We start from the raw sequence: 16585 nt of genomic DNA on the forward strand, positions 1-16585 counted from the left end.
CGCGTCTCCCCCCCGGCGTTTGCGCCAGCCCCCACGCGCTCGGCATGCGCAACGCCCGATATCAGCGGCCGGTCGATCCGGCCGCCCTCTCAAAGCGAGACCCTCATGCATGATTGGCAATATTCCGAACGTGCCCGCCATCTGACCAGCTCGGCGATTCGCGAAATCCTCAAGGTCACGGAGCGCCCGGACGTCATTTCGTTCGCCGGCGGCCTGCCGTCGCCCGCGACCTTCCCCGTCGAGCGCATGCGCGCGGCCGCCGAGCGCGTACTGACCGACTCGCCGCAGGCCGCTCTGCAATACAGCGCCACCGAAGGGTTCGCCCCGCTGCGCGAATGGATCGCGAAGCGCTACTCGCGAGACGGCCTGACGCTCGCGCCCGAGAACGTGCTGATCACCACGGGGTCGCAGCAGGGCCTGGACCTGATCGGCAAGATCTTCATCGACGAAGGCAGCCGCGTGCTGGTCGAAGCGCCGAGCTATCTGGGCGCGCTGCAATCGTTCTCGCTGTTCGCCCCGACGTATGTGCCGGTGCCGACCGACGACCACGGTCTGCTGCCCGAGGCGCTCACGCCCGAGCAAACAAAGGGTGCGCGCTTCCTGTATGCCATGCCGAACTTCCAGAACCCGACCGGACGCCGCCTGCCGATGGCGCGCCGCGAAGCGCTGGCCGCCGTTGCCAAGCGCGACGGCCTGGCGATCATCGAAGACGATCCGTACGGCGAACTCGACTACGAAGGCCAGCGCCTGCCGAGCCTCATGTCGCTCGCCCCGGCGCATGTGCTTTACATGGGATCGTTCTCGAAGGTGCTCGCGCCGGGGCTGCGCCTCGGCTTCATCATCGGCCCACAGGCAGTGATCGCCAAGCTGGTGCAGGCCAAACAGGCCGCCGACCTACACACACCGAGTCTCACGCAGCGCATCGCCTACGAGGTGGTGAAGGACGGCTTCCTCGACACGCACATCCCGTCGATCCGCACGCTCTACGCCGCGCAGGCCAACGCGATGCTGGCATCGCTGGCGAAGCACATGCCGGCAGGCACCCGTTGGACCCCACCGGCCGGCGGCATGTTCGTCTGGTTGACATTGCCCGCCGGCATCGACACCATGCAGTTGCTGGAAAAAGCGATTGCGCAGAATGTGGCGTTCGTGCCCGGCTCGCCGTTCTATGTCGGCACGCCGCCCGCGAATACGCTCCGGCTGTCGTTCGTCACCGTGCCGCCCGAGAAGATCGAGGTGGGCGTTGCGCGCCTCGGGGCGCTCGTCGCCGAAGCGCTCGCGCGGCGCGCCGCCTGATCCGTTTGTCGCCCCTGCCGGCCTGAAGCGATTCAGGCCGGTCGTCGACGCGATCGACAGGCTCGCACTCAACCAACCTATCGGGCCGATGGCTCGGTCCGATTCAACGCATCTGCAAGGAAGCCGTACATGTCCGTCTACGACAAACTGAAGCAACTGGGTATCGAACTGCCGACCGCCGGCGCGCCCGCTGCCGCCTACGTGATGAGCGCGCAGACCGGCAACACCGTTTTCCTCTCGGGCCACCTGCCCAAGAAAGACGGCAAGATCTGGACCGGCAAGCTCGGTCAAGACGTGAGCGTCGACGAAGGCAAGGCCGCGGCGCGTGCCGTCGCCATCGAATTGATCGCCACGCTGCACGCGCACACGGGTGACCTGAACAAGGTCAAGCGCGTTGTGAAGCTGATGAGCCTGGTCAATTCCACGCAGGACTTCACCGATCAGCATCTGGTGACGAACGGCGCATCGGAACTGATCGCCGAAGTCTTTGGCGAGGCCGGCAAGCATGCGCGTTCGGCGTTCGGCGTCGCGCAAATCCCGCTGGGAGCGTGTGTCGAGATCGAGCTGATCGCCGAACTCGCCTGATCATCGTTCGATGGCCGCCTGACGCTCGGCGCATGGCGTTGTGATGGGAGGCGTGCCGCCTTGCGGCCGTCTTCCTCCCCCAACCACAACCGCTCCCCGCCGATCCGTCATCGAGCCAGCACTGGGCAGCGCCGGCCCAATGCTCGTGTGGGTCTAGAAGGCGCTCTTGATCACGCCCCCATCGGCTCGCAACGCGGCGCCTGTCGTCGCCGACGACAGCGGACTGGCGACGTATGCCACGAGCGACGCAATTTCCTGCGGCGAAGCAAATCGCTTGATGAGCGATGTCGGGCGGACCGTCTCGAAGAATTCTTTTTCAAACACCTCGAACGACTTGCCGTCGGCCTTGGCAAGGGTCTCCACGAATTCCCCCACGCCCCGCGATTTCGTCGGCCCCGGCAGAACGCTATTGACGGTAATGCCCGTGCCGGCAACGGCTTCCGCCAGCCCGCGCGAGACTGCAAGCTGCGCGGTTTTCGTCATCCCGTAGTGAATCATTTCCGTGGGAATCTGTACGGCGCTTTCGCTTGAAATGAAAATAATGCGGCCCCAGTTGGCCTGCCGCATCGCCGGCAGGAACAGACGCGCCAAACGCACGCCACTCAGCACGTTGACGTCGAAGAAGCGCTGCCAGTCCTCGTCGGGAATGGCTTCAAACGGCTTGGGCTCGAAGATGCCCAGGTTATTGACCAGAATCTCCACATTCGGATAGCGCCGCGCGAGTTCGTCCGCTGACGCCGCGGTACTCAGATCCCCCGCAAATCCGTACACGTCGCCGCCGGTGTTCGCTTTGAGTTGCGCAACCACGTCGTCGACCGATGACTGGGCGCGACCATTGACGATCACGCGCGCGCCTTCCTGCGCCAGTGTGCTGGCAATGGCGAGACCGATGCCGGCCGTGCTTGCGCTGACCAGCGCGAGTTTGCCCTTCAATTGCAGGTCCATGAGTGACTTCCTTTTCAGTGAATGCATTGAGATGACGACGTCCCGTCATGAACAACGGGACGTCACCCACAGGTTCACGTACGGGTGATCGAGGCGCCGCCATCCACCAGCGACGCCGTACCGGTCACGAAAGACGAATCGTCCGACGCAAGATAGAGGACCGAACGCGCCAGTTCTTCTGGCTTCGCGACGCGCTTGAGCGCATGCAACCCGGTCACGAATGCCTGCGACGCGTCGGTATCGTTCATGTCGCGATACATCTCCGTGTCCACGGCGCCGGGCAACACGGCGTTGACGCGCACACCCTGCGCACCGTACTCGGCGGCAAGCGCCTGCGTCAACCCGATCAGCCCGGCCTTGCTCGCCGCGTAGGCTGCCGTGCCGGGAAACGCGAACGAGTAACCCACGAACGTCGACGTGAAGATGATCGATCCGCCGCCTTGCTTCAGCATCTCGGGAATCTGGTGCTTCGCGCCCAGAAAGGCACTCGTCAGGTTCGTCGCCAGCGTGGCGTTCCAGCCCGCTTCGGAAATGCCGGTGGTCGGTCCCATCTCACCGAGCGTGCCGGCGTTGTTGTAGGCGATGTCCAGACGGCCGAAGCGGCTTACCGCAAGCGCGACCAGCGCCTTCGCAAAGTCCTCCGATTGCACGTCGCCGGCCAGATACGCGGCTTCGCCACCTTCGCTGACGATCTCCGCCGCGAGCGTTTCCAGTTCCGCCGAGCGGCGCGCCGCCATCACCACCTTGGCGCCTTCCTTCGCGAAAAGCCTAGCGGTGGCTCGTCCGATACCCGCACTGGCCCCCGTGACGATGGCGACTTTCCCTGTCAAGCGTTGCATGTTCAATCTCCTGAACCGCTGTGTCGGCCAGTGCGATATGCCCTGGCCCGTGAAGAGACTATAGGCTTCATATTTGATTGCAAAAAGGCATAGAAAATGTTTATATCATTCATCTTTTATGAATGATTGCGAATGGGTATGGACCGTCTTCGCGCCTTTGAGGTTTTCGTGACCGTGGTCAGTCGGGGGGGTTTTGGGCGCGCGGCGGAGGCGATCAGCACGTCGCCCGCAAACGTCACTCGCTATGTCAACGAACTGGAAGCGCATTTGGGCACGCGCCTGCTGAATCGCACGTCGCGTACGCTGTCGCTCACCGAAGGCGGAGAGACGCTCTACGCCCGCTGCAAGTCCATCCTTGACGATGTCGCGGAGACCGAAGGACTTGTGAGCTCCGCAGCGGTCGAACCGCGTGGACGACTTCGCATCAATGCGCCCGTGAGCTTTGGGATTCAATATCTGGCACCGCTATGGCCTCGGTTCACGCAGACCTATCCCGGCATCGAACTCGACGTTGCGCTGATCGACCGCGTCGTCGATATCGTCGACGAAGGCTACGATCTGGCGATCCGCATCTCGCGTGCCGGTCCGACCAGCCACGCCGCCCGCAAACTGGCCACATCGCAAAACATCCTGTGTGCGTCGCCGGCCTACCTGGACCGCGTCGGACGTCCAACCGTGCCGGCGGACCTGATCACGCATCGCTGCATCGGATACACGTATGCGGCTACCGGCGACGAGTGGCAACTGATCGACGGTGGCGGCAAGACCCACGCCGTGCGGGTCGACTGCCACATGCATACCAATAACGGCGATACGGCGCGCGCGGCGGCGTTGGCCGGACAAGGCATCATCTGGCAACCCACGTTCCTGATCGGCAACGATCTGCGTGCGGGCACGCTCGTTCAGGTGCTGCCCGACTATCGTCTGCCTGAAATCGACATACTTGCCATGTACCCGAGCCGCCGACACCTCAGCGCACGCGTGCGCGTCATGATCGACTTTCTGGTCGGTGCGTTCGGCGGTGTGCCCCCATGGGATCGGGGTGACGCAAACGAGGCAGGCATCGCGCCGGCGACGCGCTGATCGCGCGTCACGCGCCTATGTTCGGCGTGCTCGGACGTTCCGGTTCAGGGACCGGGGAATCGTTCTGCGCGTTGGTGCGCGTTGCCGGTGACGATCAGCGCGGCTTGCCGCTGCCGTAAGCGCGCCGCATGGCTATCGCGACAGCAAGCGATATCACAACCGCCACCGCCAGCAGCGCAATCACGCCGTGCCAGCCGTGCGACTTGAGCATGACGCCCGAGTAGCTGCCGAGCAGGCTGGAGCCCATGTAGTAGAAAAACAGGTATAGCGCCGAGGCGATCGCCCGCCCTTCGGTCGCGCGGCGCCCCACCCAACTGCTGGCGACGGTGTGCGCCCCAAAGAAGCCGAACGTCAAGATCGCGAGACCGATCACCACGCCCAGCACTTGCGACGCCAGCAGGGTCACCAGTCCCACGAACGCCAACGCCACCAGCACCCACAGCAGCCGGGGACGTCCCACGCGGTCCGAGAGCGGTCCCGCGATGAACGAGCCAATCACGCCGATCAGATACATCGCAAAGATTGCGCCAATGGCGGCGTGCGGCAAATGAAATGGCGGCGCCGACAGGTGAAAGCCCAGATAGTTGTAGACGCTCACGAAGCTGCCCATCATCAGGCCGGCGAACAGGTACAGGCCGAGCAGCGCCGGATCACAGAGGTGCCGCCGCGCATGTCCGATCGCTTCGCGCACCGTCATGTCGCGCGGCGAAAAACGACGCGAATGCGGCAGGCTGCGGGCGAACTCCAGCCCCATCGCCAGACAGACCAGCCCGATTACCGCCACCGACACGCGCCACGAGAACAGGTCGGCAATCAACGCGGACAGCACGCGTCCGGCCATGCCACCGAGAATGTTCCCGCCAATGTAGAGCCCCATCGACATTCCGAGCGAGCGCTGATCGATTTCCTCGCTCAGGTATGCCATTGCGATCGCGGGCAGTCCAGAGAGCGCCAGGCCCTTGAGGGCGCCAAGGATGACGATCGTCTCGAAGTTGGTAGAAAACGCACTCGCAAGCGTGAGCACCGACGAACTGAGCAGCGCAATGGTCATCATCCGCTTGCGGCTCACACGATCTGCGGCGACACAGGTCACGAGCAGACCCAGCGCCATCATCATCGTGGCTGCCGAGACCGACCAACTCGCCTGTGCCGGCGTGATGCCGAAGGTCGTGGTCAGCAGCGGCAACAGCGACTGCATGCAGTACAGCTGGGCAAACGTCGAGAACCCGCCGAAAAAGAGGGCCCGGCTGATGACGGCGTATTCACGTGTACCGCGCGCGACACCCGCCGGAAGCTTGGATGCCGACGTACCGGCACCCGAGGCCATGCCATTGGGGAGCGGAAGGGAGTTCGTTGATGCCATGACGCTGGACCGGCTCACGCGAGTCTGGGGGGAAATGTATACAGCGAATGATAGGTTTGCCGTTACCCCACGTCCAATATATATTTAAGCGATATTTCCATATATAAAAAAGATCAATCGAGGACTGAGGAATGGAACTGCGCCATCTGCGCTACTTCGTGGCCGTCGCTGAAGCGTTGCATTTCAGCCGTGCGGCGCAGAAGCTCAATATCGGCCAGCCGCCGCTCTCCATGCAGATCCGCGCGCTGGAGGACGAGTTGGGCGTGGCGCTCTTCGAGCGCTCACAGCGACGCGTCTTCCTGACCACCGCCGGGCGGGCGTTCCTCGTGCGGGCGCGTCAGATCCTCGCCGACGCGGAAGCCGCCCGCCAGGAGGTGCAACAGATTGCGGGACTCGACGCCGGGGAATTGCGCATCGCGTTCACGACGTCCGCACCGATGACGAACCTGATGAAACGGGTCCTCACCGGCTATCGCCTGCGATATCCGCGCGTGACGCTGACGTTGATCGAATCGCCTTCGGAGCGGCAACGGGACGCGCTCACCGAGCGCACGCTGGACATTGGCCTGGTGCGTCAGGCGGACGACGCGCCGCCAATCGCGGGGCTCAGTTTCGAGACATTGATCGACGAAGCGCTCGTCGTGGTCTTGCACCAGGGTCATGCGCTGTCAGGGCGCGCAAGCCTGTCCATGGCCGACCTCGCCCATGAGGCGTTCATCATGCATCCGCACGATGTGGGCACGGCGATCGATGGAAAAATACGGCGGATGTGCGAGCGCGCAGGGTTTTCGCCACGCGTCGTACAGGAAGCCCGCGAGTCGACCACCATCGTGGCACTCGCGGCGAGCGGGCTGGGCGTGGCGATACTCCCGGCCGCCGTACGATGCATCCAGATCGAGGGCGCATGCTTCATGGACCTTAGCGAGCCCGACGCGCACACGCCCCTGCTGCTGGCCAAGCGTCGCGACGACACGAGCCCATTGGTGCAGGCGTTCGTCGCGATTTGCCGCGAAGTGGCAGGCCGCCTTCATGAGACGACGCCGCCAGGCGCATGAGATCCCGCGAGGTCCGCAATCAGCCGCGCAGCGACGCTGCCAGACCGATGACGACGACGCCCAATACAAGATTCACGATCACCAACCGCCGGATCCCATTGACCGCGGCAGCGCCGTCCGGCCACGACTGCGCCTGCACCGCGCGTTGCAGACGCGGAAACAGCGCAAAGCGAATGTGACCGAAGACGAGCATCATCACCACGCCAATGCCGGCCATCGCATGCACGGGCCAACGGGCGTGCATGCCGCCCATCCCGAGCATCATGTGTCCGCCCGAGAGCAGGATCAGAACGATGGCCACGCCGACCCAGGTGAAAAAGCGCGAGAGCGCCGCCTCCCATAACGGCAGTCGTTGCTGCGGCGACAATTCGGAGGACGCCGGACGCAGGCAGGCGAGCGCAAAGAACATCCCCCCGATCCAGACCGCCACACTCACCAGATGCAAGAACAAGCTCAAGGCATAAACGTTCATGCGTGACTCCCGTCAGGATGCCAAAGGGGCGGCCGGCAGTACCGGCTCGAGCGAACGCGGCTTGAACGTCGCGAACTTGACTGCCGGCGCACGTCCCTTGCGGGCGCGCTTGCCGATGTTCGGGGCGAGCGACGGCCCAGAGAGCGTCTCGGCCTGAAGCTTGCCTCCGCGCACTTCGCCATACACGGTAACGCCCGCTTCGCCGATCGGCACGGCCGACACCAGCGTCTGCTTGTCATCGAGCCCGATCAGCGTGACACCGCGTCCGCCCCCGGTAAGCGACTTCATCTCGTCCATGCCGAACACGAGCAGTCGACCGTCGCTCGACAGGCACGCCACCGCACTGGCACCCTGCCAGATCGGCGTGGGAGCCAGCGGTGCCGCGCCTTCGTCGATGGTCATGAACGACTTGCCGGCCTTCACTCGGCTGACCATATCGCCCAGCTTCGTCGTGAAACCGAAGCCCGTCGACGTTGCCAGCAGCAGCGGTTGCTCGCCCGACGCCGCGTAGTAATGCAGCAAGCGCGAGCCCGACTCCAGTTCGATCAACGACGTGAGCGGTACGCCATCGCCCCGCCCGCCCGGCAATAGCGCCACGGCCACCGAATAGACGCGGCCATTACTGCCCCACGCGATCAGCGGATCTATGGTGCGGCATTCGAACGCGCCATACAGCGCGTCGCCCTGCTTGAACGAGAAGCCTTGTGCATCGAGGCCATGGCCCTTGAGCGCGCGCACCCACCCCTTGGCGGACACCACGACCGTTACCGGCTCGTCGACCACACGCGCTTCGGCCACCGCACGCTTCTCCTCCTGAATCAGCGTGCGACGATCGTCACCGAACTGCTTCGCGTCGGTTTCGATTTCCTTGATGATCAAACGCTTCATCGTGCTGTCGTTGGCGAGCAATTCTTCGAGCTTCGCCTTCTCGTCGCGCAACGACGCCAGCTCCTGCTCGATCTTGATCGCTTCCAGACGCGCGAGCTGACGCAGACGGATTTCCAGAATGTCTTCCGCCTGACGCTCGCTCAACCCGAACGCGCTCATCAGCGCGGCCTTTGGCTCGTCGGACTCGCGAATGATGCGAATGACTTCGTCGATATTCAGGAAGACGATCATCCGGCCTTCGAGAATGTGAATCCGGTCGTCGACCTTGCCCAGACGGTGGCGCGAACGACGTGTGACCGTCTCGAAGCGGAATCCGATCCACTCGGACAGAATGTCGCGCAGCGACTTCTGCGTCGGGCGGCCGTCGGCGCCGACCATCACGAGGTTGACCGACGCGCTCGACTCAAGGCTCGTGTGCGCGAGCAGCATCGTGATGAATTCCTGCTGGTCGATGCGGCTCGACTTCGGCTCGAACACCAGTCGCACGGGGGCGTCCTTGCCCGATTCGTCGCGAACCGCGTCGAGCATGCCGAGCATCGACTGCTTGAGATTCTGCTGCTCGGGCGTGAGCGTCTTCTTGCCGAGCTTGACCTTTGGGTTGGTGATTTCCTCGATTTCCTCGAGCACCTTCTGACCCGACGTGTTCGGCGGCAGCTCATAGACCACCGCCTGCCACTGACCTCGCGCCATCTCTTCGATCTTCCAGCGCGCGCGCATCTTGAGGCTGCCACGGCCGCTTTCGTAGGCCGCGCGAATTTCCGCCGCACTCGAAATCAACTGGCCGCCGCCGGGGAAGTCCGGTCCCTGCACGAGCGCCATCAATTCGGCATCGTCGAGCTTCGGGTTGCGAATCAGGGCCACCGCCGCCGACGCGACTTCGCGCAGATTGTGCGACGGAATTTCCGTCGCGAGACCCACGGCAATCCCCGACGCCCCGTTGAGCAGCACGAACGGCAGGCGCGCCGGCAATAGTCGCGGCTCCTGCGTCGAGCCGTCGTAGTTCGGCACGAAGTCGACGGTGCCCGCGTCGATCTCGTCGAGCAGCAGCTTCGCAATCGGCGTCAGACGCGCTTCGGTGTAACGCATGGCCGCCGCGCCGTCGCCGTCGCGCGAGCCGAAATTACCCTGACCGTCGATGAGCGGATAGCGCATGGAGAAATCCTGCGCGAGACGCACCAGCGCGTCATAGGCGGACTGGTCGCCGTGCGGGTGAAACTTGCCGAGCACATCGCCGACCACGCGCGCCGACTTCACCGGCTTGGCGTCGGCCGCGAGGCCCATTTCATTCATTGCAAACAGAATCCGGCGCTGCACCGGCTTCTGGCCGTCGCACACATCCGGTAGTGCGCGGCCTTTGACCACACTGATCGCATAGTCCAGATAGGCACGCTCGGCATATGCGCCGAGCGTCAGCGTGTCGTCATCCGACGGTTGCGTAAAGAGATCTTCTACTTGTTCCATAAAACCTATGGGTTTGCTGCGAACGTTTGACGAGAGTTCGAGGAGACGTTGACCGCGAGATCATACCAAGCTCGTCGGCACATTTCGGCAAAAACACGTCCGATTGGCAAAGCGAGACGTGTTTTCGGATCAGAGGACGCGGGAATCGGCAGAATTGCGCACGCATTTCGGACAAATCCGAGCGTCAGACCGTGGCAATCGACAGGCGACGGCGCCGCCGGCGCCTTCGTGACGCCGCCCCTGGCAGCGTTGCTGGGGTGCCTCAATCAATCGTTGGCGAAGACGACAGCGCCCCTTGCGCCGATTCTCTGACCGACGCATTCGGCATAGCAGCCGGCACGACGGGCAGTCCGGACGGCGCCCCCAGAATGACGTGGATGCGACCGTCGCGCGAGCCGCTCACGCGCGCGCCGCCAACGCGCCCCACGTGAGCGCCGCCCGGGCTCGCCCCGCTCATACGTAACGCCCCGCCGCCCTGCCCCAGCGCGGGCGCATCGGGATCGAAGCGTCGATAAAGTGCGAGCACGGTCGCCACGTAGTCGCGCGTCTCGGCATACGGCGGGATCTGGTCGGCGTGACGCGCCACCGCCCCCTCGCCCGCGTTGTACGACGCGAGCACCAGTTCGAGACGGTCGGGATAACGCGTTTGCAGATCACGCAGATAGCGGGCTCCGGTCAGCACATTCGTCCGCGGATCGGCGAGCTTGTCGGCGACTGTGCGCCGCGCGTCTGCGCGCACGCCGTAGCGCTCGCCCGTTGACGGAAGCACTTGCATCAAGCCAACGGCGCCTTTGGGTGACACTGCGGCGCTATCGAATCCCGACTCCGCCGCAATGACCGCTTTGAGCAACGCCACATCGACGTGATAACGCTGCGCAGCCTGCGCGATCACGGGAGCCAGCGTCTTCAGATTGGGATGTCGGGCGAGGGCATCGTACAGGCGCGAGCGATCCACGCCACCGGCCGTATCGCCATGCGGCGCACGCAGGTCGACGTTGCCGCCCGCCCCGACGACCGGACGATAACGCGCGTCGAGCTTGCGTGCCGCGAGATGGGCGACGCCGTTCTCATCGACATAACCGTAGAGTTCCGCGTGTGCGAATGGCGTCGCGACAAGCAGCACGGCGGCCAGCGCGGGCCCAACGAAACGTTGCGGCACGCAATGTCGGCAGATCGCTCGAATGCGGCGCGCCATCGAAACGGTGAAGTTACCGACCTTTGACATGCACCTTGATGGTCTGGCTCATGGCGGGACCGTACGATTGGTGAGCACCGTTGGCGAACTGCAACGTCAGCGTGTGATCGCCGGGCGTGAGATTGACGCTCGTTTCGGTCTGGCCTTTACCAAAATGCAGGTGCGTGTCGTCCGTGGGGACAACCTGACCTGCGGGAATGGGATCGCCGTCGATGATGAGATGGTGATGACCGGTGTTGGGCGTCATGTCGCCTGCCGGTTTGATCGCCATGCCCTCGACGCCGAAATTGACCGCGACCGGGTTCGACACCGTTGCGCCGTCCGTCGGCGCCGCAAAGAAGACGCGCGGCTGAGGCGACTGCGCCAGCGCGGTGGTGCTTGCGCCGACAACCAACAGCGACACAAAAATGCAACGCATGGAACGCAACATAACGCGACTCCCGGAAGGGTGAAGGGTGGATTATCCCACGATGTGAGCGCTCACGCTGGCCTGCCAGCGCGTGAGGCACCCGCCACTGCACCGATGCCGGGAATCCGCTCAGATGTCGGCTTCCACCTCATTGCCCTTGGCTTCGAGCCAGCTGCGTCGCTGCGCCGCCTCGCCCTTGCCCATGAGCATGTTCATGCGCGCCACGGTCGCATCGAAATCGAGTCCCCCGAGCGCCACGGGGCTCAACCGGCGGGTGTCGGGATTCATGGTGGTTTCCCACAACTGTGCGGCACTCATTTCGCCCAGCCCCTTGAAGCGGCTGATCGACCATGCGGTGTCACGTACGCCATCCTTGCGCAGCTTGTCGAGGATCGCTTCCAGTTCGCCTTCGTCGAGTGCGTAGAGCTTCTGTGCGGGCTTCTTGCCACGGGCCGGCGCATCGACGCGATAGAGCGGCGGGCGTGCCACATACACATGCCCCTTCGCGATCAGTTGCGGGAAATGGCGGAAGAACAGCGTGAGCAGCAGCACCTGGATATGCGAGCCGTCGACGTCGGCATCCGAGAGAATGCAGATCTTCCCGTAGCGCAGATTCGACAAGTCAGGCGTGTCGTTCGCGCCATGCGGGTCGACACCGACGGCCACGGCGATGTCGTGCACTTCGTTGTTCGCGAAAAGTCGGTCGCGCTCGGTCTCCCACGTGTTGAGGACCTTGCCGCGCAGCGGCAGAATCGCCTGAAACTCCTTGTCGCGCCCCATCTTCGCCGAGCCGCCCGCCGAGTCGCCCTCGACCAGGAACAGTTCGTTGCGCGTGATGTCTTCGGTCTCGCAATCCGTCAGCTTGCCCGGGAGCACCGCCACGCCGGAACTCTTCTTCTTCTCGATCTTCTGGCCCGCGCGCGTGCGCGCCTGCGCCTGACGAATCACGAGTTCGGCCAGCTTCTTGCCATGCTCGACATGATGGTTGAGCCACAGCTCGAGCGCCGGGCGCGTGAAGGACGACACCAGACGCACGGCGTCGCGGCTGTTCAGGCGCTCCTTGATCTGGCCCTGGAACTGCGGATCGAGCACCTTCGCGGACAACACGAACGACACGCGCGAAAAGACGTCTTCCGGCAGCAGCTTCACACCCTTGGGCTGCAGGTTGTGCAGTTCGATGAAACCGCGCACCGCCTGGAACAACCCTTCGCGCAGACCCGATTCGTGCGTGCCGCCTGCCGGTGTCGGAATCAGGTTGACGTATGACTCGCGGACCGGCGCGCCATCTTCGGTCCATGCCACGACCCAGGCCGCGCCCTCGCCTTCGGCGAAGCTTTCCTCGTTGCCATCGGCATAGCGCTCGTCTTCGAACAGCGGGATCAGCGGCTCGGCGCCGCCCAGCGATTCGACAAGATAGCCGCGCAAGCCATGCTCATAGCACCACGTCTGCTCGTCGCCGGTCTTCTCCTGCCGCAACGTGACGCGCACGCCCGGCAGCAGCACCGCCTTCGAGCGCAGCAAACGTTGCAGCTCGCTTAGCGGCAGCGTGGGATTATCGAAGTACTTCAAATCGGGCCAGACGGTGACGCGCGTGCCGCTCTTCTTCTCGCCGCGTTGTGCGGCGCGCGAGTGCAATGCCACGTCGACATTACCGCCATCGGCGAATTCCAGCTCGGAGACCTGGCCGTCGCGCCAGACCGTGACGGCCAGTCGCGTTGCCAGGGCGTTCGTCACCGACACGCCAACCCCGTGCAAGCCGCCCGAAAACGTGTAGGCGCCACCGGCAGCCTTGTCGAACTTGCCGCCCGCATGCAGGCGCGTAAAGACGATCTCGACGACCGGCACGCCCTCTTCCGGGTGAATGCCGACGGGAATGCCCCGGCCGTCGTCCTCGACGCTCACCGAACCATCCTTGTTCAGTGTGACGAGGATCTGCTTGCCGTAACCGCCAAGCGCTTCGTCAGAGGCGTTGTCGATGACTTCCTGGATGATGTGCAGCGGATTTTCGGTGCGGGTGTACATGCCCGGGCGCTGCTTGACCGGTTCAAGGCCCTTCAGGACCTTGATGGACGCTTCGCTGTATTGGGCAGGCGTATTTTTTTTCGACATAGCGTGACTGAATTAGGGTACGAGGCCCGGCGATTATCCACAGTTCCTGTGGACAACCACGGGGAAAACCCATGAACACATGACAAAAGTGACGCCGTATCAACGACTTGAGTTGCGGCGCCCACAGAATGGGCACGCTGAACACGGCCAGCGCCCGGCATGCGTTGTCCGGAGGCGAGCCGCGCCCGATGCATCGCGGCCTATTGTACTGTCACTCGCGACGTGATCGGGCGAGAACACCAAGGGGCCAATGCAACGCGGTCGGGGACCCGGCCGCTCGCCGCTCGCTGACTGGATGCCGACGCTTATGCGCCCTCGCCGCGCTGCTTGGCTTCGAGCACTTCCCAGCGTTCGAGCGCTTCGAGCAACGCCAGTTCAATCGCGTCGAAACGTTCGGACAACGCCGCACCGGCGGCCGGATCTTTCGCATAGATCGAACCGTCTTCGAGCTTTGCCCCCACTTCCTGTTGCTCGGCTTCCAACGCCGCGATGCGCGCCGGCAGGCCGTCGAGTTCGCGCTGCTCCTTGTAGCTCAGTTTGACGGTGCGGTTCGTACTGCGCTTTGATGCGGCTGCCGTGTCCTTCGCGGCGACTTCGACGGGGGCGCGTTGCGCGGCGAGCGCAGCGGACCGATGGCTCTGTACCTGCCAATCAGTAAACCCGCCGACATACTCGCGCCAGTTTCCGTCGCCTTCGGCCGCGATGACCGAGGTCACGACGTTGTCCAGGAACGTGCGATCGTGGCTCACGAGGAACACCGTACCGCTGTATTCCTCGAGCAACTCTTCGAGCAGTTCGAGCGTCGGGATGTCCAGATCGTTGGTCGGTTCGTCGAGCACGAGCACGTTGGCCGGACGCGCGAACAGGCGCGCGAGCAGCAGACGATTGCGCTCGCCGCCCGAGAGCGACTTCACCGGTGAGCGTGCGCGCTCCGGCGAGAACAGGAAGTCGCCGAGATAGCTCATGACATGCTTGCGCGCGCCATTGATTTCGATCCAGTCGCTGCCCGGGCTGATCGTATCGAGCAGACTCTTCTCGGGATCGAGTTGCGCGCGCATCTGGTCGAAGTACGCCACCTGAAGATTGGTACCGACACGAATCTGTCCGCTGTCCGGCGCGATCTCGCCGAGAATGAGTTTGAGCATCGTCGTCTTGCCCACACCATTCGGGCCCACCAGACCGACCTTGTCGCCGCGCATGAGCGTCGCCGTAAAGTCGCGCACGATGACACGCTCGCCGTAAGCCTTCGTGACATGGGTCAGCTCCGCCACGATCTTTCCGGACTTCTCGGTCTGCGCCACATCCATGCGCACGTTGCCCTGAATCTCGCGGCGATCGGCACGTTCGCTACGCATCGTCTTCAGGCGCTCGATGCGCGACACGCTGCGCGTGCGGCGTGCTTCGACACCTTTGCGAATCCACACTTCTTCCTGCGCGAGCAGCTTGTCGAACTTCTCGTTCTCCACGCGCTCGATCTCGAGCTGCGCAGCCTTGCGCTCTTGAAACTGGGTGAAATTGCCCGGATAGGAGAGCAGACGCCCACGATCCAGTTCGACGATACGCGTGGCCACACGATCCAGGAAACTACGGTCGTGGGTGATGAACAACAGCGCGCCACGATAGCCGATGAGCAAATCCTCCAACCAGCGAATCGCTTCGAAATCGAGGTGATTGGTCGGTTCGTCGAGCAGCAGCACGTCGGGTTTGGCCACCCAGGCCTGCCCGAGCGAGACACGCTTTTGCATACCGCCGGAGAGCGACCCGACGCGCGCGTGTCCATCGAGGCCGAGTTGCGCGACCGTCGTTTCCACCCGTGTCTTGAGTTGCCACGCATTCGCGTTGTCGAGCGACGCCTGCAACGTATTCAACCGCGCGAGCAGCGCGTCGTGCTCGGCGCCCTCAGGCGCATCGGCAAGCGCGTCCACCGTGTGTTCGTAGTCGGAGAGCAGCCCATGCAATTCGCCGAGGCCAAGCGCAACGGCGTCGAAGACCGTCAGGTCGGGATCGAACACAGGCTCCTGCGGCACATAGACGGTATTGAGTGAGGCCTGCCGTGCCACAAGGCCGTCGTCGGGGACCATCAGCCCCGCCACGATTTTGAGCAGCGACGACTTACCGGCGCCGTTGCGGCCGATAAGCCCAACGCGCTCACCGGCTTCGAGCGAAAAATCGGCATTGTCGAGCAATGCCACGTGACCGAACGCCAATTGGGCGCCCGAAATGGAATACAAGGCCATGTGTCGGGGGAACGGGAGAACTACGATGGGAGATATTGTAGTGCCGGGCGCGAGGGCACGGCCGATAATGCACGGCTACGGCTTGGCTATGGCTTGAAGGTTGTTCTGTTGGACCCCGCCGGCGGACGCAGCATTTCGATATGCAGAATGCCGTCTTCGTCATACGGCTCACTGGCCTTGACGAAACCGAAGGCGCCATAGAATGCTTCGAGATGCGCCTGGGCCCCGATGCGCAGCGAGGCCAACGGCCATGCCTCTTCGGCGATCGCCACGGCCCGCGCCAGCAATTCGCGCCCGAGGCCGGTGCCCCGATGCGACGCCGCCGTGATCACACGCCCGATCGACGCTTCGTCGTAGGCCAGTCCGGGCGGCAACAGGCGCAAATACGCGGCAATCTGCAGCGCACCCGCCGCATCGCGCACTTGCGCGACGAGATGCAGGCTGTGAGGGTCGCGTCCGTCGATGTCCTGATACGGGCATTGCTGCTCGACCACGAACACGGCATTTCTCGCGGCCAGAATACGGTAAAGCAGGGAGCTGCCCAGCGCATCGAAAGACTCGCACATCCATTCCATTCCCGACTCTCCCGCCATACGTTGCGAAAGGCGGGACTATAGCACCGTCGCCACACAACGATGCCGGTATCGC

14 protein-coding genes are annotated in these 16585 nt (G+C 63.8%); 4 read left to right on the forward strand and 10 right to left on the reverse strand.

Translation table 11 applies throughout. The annotated features are described in order from the left end of the window. The first annotated feature begins 105 nt into the window (after positions 1-105). Both PCE31107_RS12030 and PCE31107_RS12035 read left to right on the forward strand, forming a co-directional pair. Positions 106-1296, forward strand: coding sequence for an aminotransferase-like domain-containing protein (locus PCE31107_RS12030; protein ID WP_150608644.1), 1191 nt, complete (start codon positions 106-108; stop codon positions 1294-1296). Between the two features lie 129 nt (positions 1297-1425). Then, the gene (locus PCE31107_RS12035; protein ID WP_150608646.1) at positions 1426-1881 is read left to right on the forward strand and encodes a RidA family protein; all 456 of its coding nucleotides are present in this window, start codon (positions 1426-1428) and stop codon (positions 1879-1881) included. Positions 1882-2034: 153 nt separating this feature from the next. On the opposite strand, the gene PCE31107_RS12040 is transcribed toward PCE31107_RS12035, so the two are convergent. Both PCE31107_RS12040 and PCE31107_RS12045 read right to left on the reverse strand, forming a co-directional pair. Continuing rightward, the gene (locus tag PCE31107_RS12040) at positions 2035-2826 is read right to left on the reverse strand and encodes an SDR family NAD(P)-dependent oxidoreductase (protein WP_150608648.1); all 792 of its coding nucleotides are present in this window, start codon (positions 2824-2826) and stop codon (positions 2035-2037) included. Positions 2827-2900: 74 nt separating this feature from the next. Then, the gene (locus tag PCE31107_RS12045) at positions 2901-3665 is read right to left on the reverse strand and encodes an SDR family oxidoreductase (protein WP_150608650.1); all 765 of its coding nucleotides are present in this window, start codon (positions 3663-3665) and stop codon (positions 2901-2903) included. Between the two features lie 138 nt (positions 3666-3803). Between PCE31107_RS12045 and PCE31107_RS12050 the strand changes: the two genes are divergently transcribed. After that, positions 3804-4748, forward strand: a complete 945-nt coding sequence (locus PCE31107_RS12050; protein WP_150608652.1) for a LysR family transcriptional regulator — start codon at positions 3804-3806, stop codon at positions 4746-4748. A 94-nt stretch (positions 4749-4842) separates the two neighbouring features. On the opposite strand, the gene PCE31107_RS12055 is transcribed toward PCE31107_RS12050, so the two are convergent. After that, positions 4843-6111, reverse strand: coding sequence for an MFS transporter (locus PCE31107_RS12055; protein WP_150608655.1), 1269 nt, complete (start codon positions 6109-6111; stop codon positions 4843-4845). A gap of 131 nt (positions 6112-6242) precedes the next feature. Between PCE31107_RS12055 and PCE31107_RS12060 the strand changes: the two genes are divergently transcribed. Further along, entirely contained in the window at positions 6243-7166 is a 924-nt protein-coding gene (locus PCE31107_RS12060) for a LysR substrate-binding domain-containing protein (protein WP_130025530.1), read from the forward strand. A 19-nt stretch (positions 7167-7185) separates the two neighbouring features. Here the strand turns inward: PCE31107_RS12060 and PCE31107_RS12065 are convergent, their stop codons facing one another. From PCE31107_RS12065 to PCE31107_RS12095, 7 genes are all read right to left on the reverse strand, one after another. Continuing rightward, positions 7186-7638 (reverse strand): CopD family protein, encoded by a 453-nt coding sequence (locus tag PCE31107_RS12065; RefSeq protein ID WP_150608657.1) that lies wholly within the window; start codon positions 7636-7638, stop codon positions 7186-7188. Between the two features lie 12 nt (positions 7639-7650). Beyond that, on the reverse strand, positions 7651-9987 hold the full coding sequence (gene parC, locus PCE31107_RS12070) for a DNA topoisomerase IV subunit A (RefSeq protein WP_150608659.1): 2337 nt from the start codon (positions 9985-9987) through the stop codon (positions 7651-7653). Positions 9988-10249: 262 nt separating this feature from the next. Further along, the gene (locus tag PCE31107_RS12075; protein ID WP_246181810.1) at positions 10250-11212 is read right to left on the reverse strand and encodes a lytic transglycosylase domain-containing protein; all 963 of its coding nucleotides are present in this window, start codon (positions 11210-11212) and stop codon (positions 10250-10252) included. Then, positions 11196-11612, reverse strand: a complete 417-nt coding sequence (locus PCE31107_RS12080; RefSeq protein ID WP_217425198.1) for a DUF4399 domain-containing protein — start codon at positions 11610-11612, stop codon at positions 11196-11198. Before PCE31107_RS12080 ends, PCE31107_RS12075 begins: the two co-directional genes overlap by 17 nt. Before the next feature lie 108 nt (positions 11613-11720). Continuing rightward, positions 11721-13700: a DNA topoisomerase IV subunit B gene (locus tag PCE31107_RS12085; RefSeq protein WP_130025527.1), complete on the reverse strand. Its 1980-nt coding sequence runs from the start codon at positions 13698-13700 to the stop codon at positions 11721-11723. A 305-nt stretch (positions 13701-14005) separates the two neighbouring features. After that, positions 14006-15937 carry an ATP-binding cassette domain-containing protein gene (locus PCE31107_RS12090; protein ID WP_150608662.1) on the reverse strand — a complete coding sequence of 644 codons (1932 nt, stop codon included), beginning with the start codon at positions 15935-15937 and terminating at the stop codon, positions 14006-14008. Between the two features lie 86 nt (positions 15938-16023). Beyond that, the gene (locus PCE31107_RS12095; RefSeq protein ID WP_150608664.1) at positions 16024-16512 is read right to left on the reverse strand and encodes a GNAT family N-acetyltransferase; all 489 of its coding nucleotides are present in this window, start codon (positions 16510-16512) and stop codon (positions 16024-16026) included. Between the last annotated feature and the right edge of the window lie 73 nt (positions 16513-16585).

Source organism: Pandoraea cepalis, from assembly GCF_902459625.1.
Classification (GTDB): Bacteria; Pseudomonadota; Gammaproteobacteria; order Burkholderiales; family Burkholderiaceae; genus Pandoraea; species Pandoraea cepalis.

What these genes read in the sequence shown, in the direction of transcription:
- PCE31107_RS12090 (WP_150608662.1), bottom strand. Translation starts at nt 15,937, where the DNA reads ATGGCCTTGTATTCCATTTCGGGCGCCCAATTGGCGTTCGGTCACGTG.
- PCE31107_RS12095 (WP_150608664.1), bottom strand. Translation starts at nt 16,512, where the DNA reads ATGGAATGGATGTGCGAGTCTTTCGATGCGCTGGGCAGCTCCCTGCTT.
- PCE31107_RS12030 (WP_150608644.1), top strand. Translation starts at nt 106, where the DNA reads ATGCATGATTGGCAATATTCCGAACGTGCCCGCCATCTGACCAGCTCG.
- PCE31107_RS12060 (WP_130025530.1), top strand. Translation starts at nt 6,243, where the DNA reads ATGGAACTGCGCCATCTGCGCTACTTCGTGGCCGTCGCTGAAGCGTTG.
- PCE31107_RS12075 (WP_246181810.1), bottom strand. Translation starts at nt 11,212, where the DNA reads ATGTCAAAGGTCGGTAACTTCACCGTTTCGATGGCGCGCCGCATTCGA.
- PCE31107_RS12045 (WP_150608650.1), bottom strand. Translation starts at nt 3,665, where the DNA reads ATGCAACGCTTGACAGGGAAAGTCGCCATCGTCACGGGGGCCAGTGCG.
- parC (WP_150608659.1), bottom strand. Translation starts at nt 9,987, where the DNA reads ATGGAACAAGTAGAAGATCTCTTTACGCAACCGTCGGATGACGACACG.
- PCE31107_RS12035 (WP_150608646.1), top strand. Translation starts at nt 1,426, where the DNA reads ATGTCCGTCTACGACAAACTGAAGCAACTGGGTATCGAACTGCCGACC.
- PCE31107_RS12085 (WP_130025527.1), bottom strand. Translation starts at nt 13,700, where the DNA reads ATGTCGAAAAAAAATACGCCTGCCCAATACAGCGAAGCGTCCATCAAG.
- PCE31107_RS12040 (WP_150608648.1), bottom strand. Translation starts at nt 2,826, where the DNA reads ATGGACCTGCAATTGAAGGGCAAACTCGCGCTGGTCAGCGCAAGCACG.
- PCE31107_RS12065 (WP_150608657.1), bottom strand. Translation starts at nt 7,638, where the DNA reads ATGAACGTTTATGCCTTGAGCTTGTTCTTGCATCTGGTGAGTGTGGCG.
- PCE31107_RS12080 (WP_217425198.1), bottom strand. Translation starts at nt 11,612, where the DNA reads ATGTTGCGTTCCATGCGTTGCATTTTTGTGTCGCTGTTGGTTGTCGGC.
- PCE31107_RS12050 (WP_150608652.1), top strand. Translation starts at nt 3,804, where the DNA reads ATGGACCGTCTTCGCGCCTTTGAGGTTTTCGTGACCGTGGTCAGTCGG.
- PCE31107_RS12055 (WP_150608655.1), bottom strand. Translation starts at nt 6,111, where the DNA reads ATGGCATCAACGAACTCCCTTCCGCTCCCCAATGGCATGGCCTCGGGT.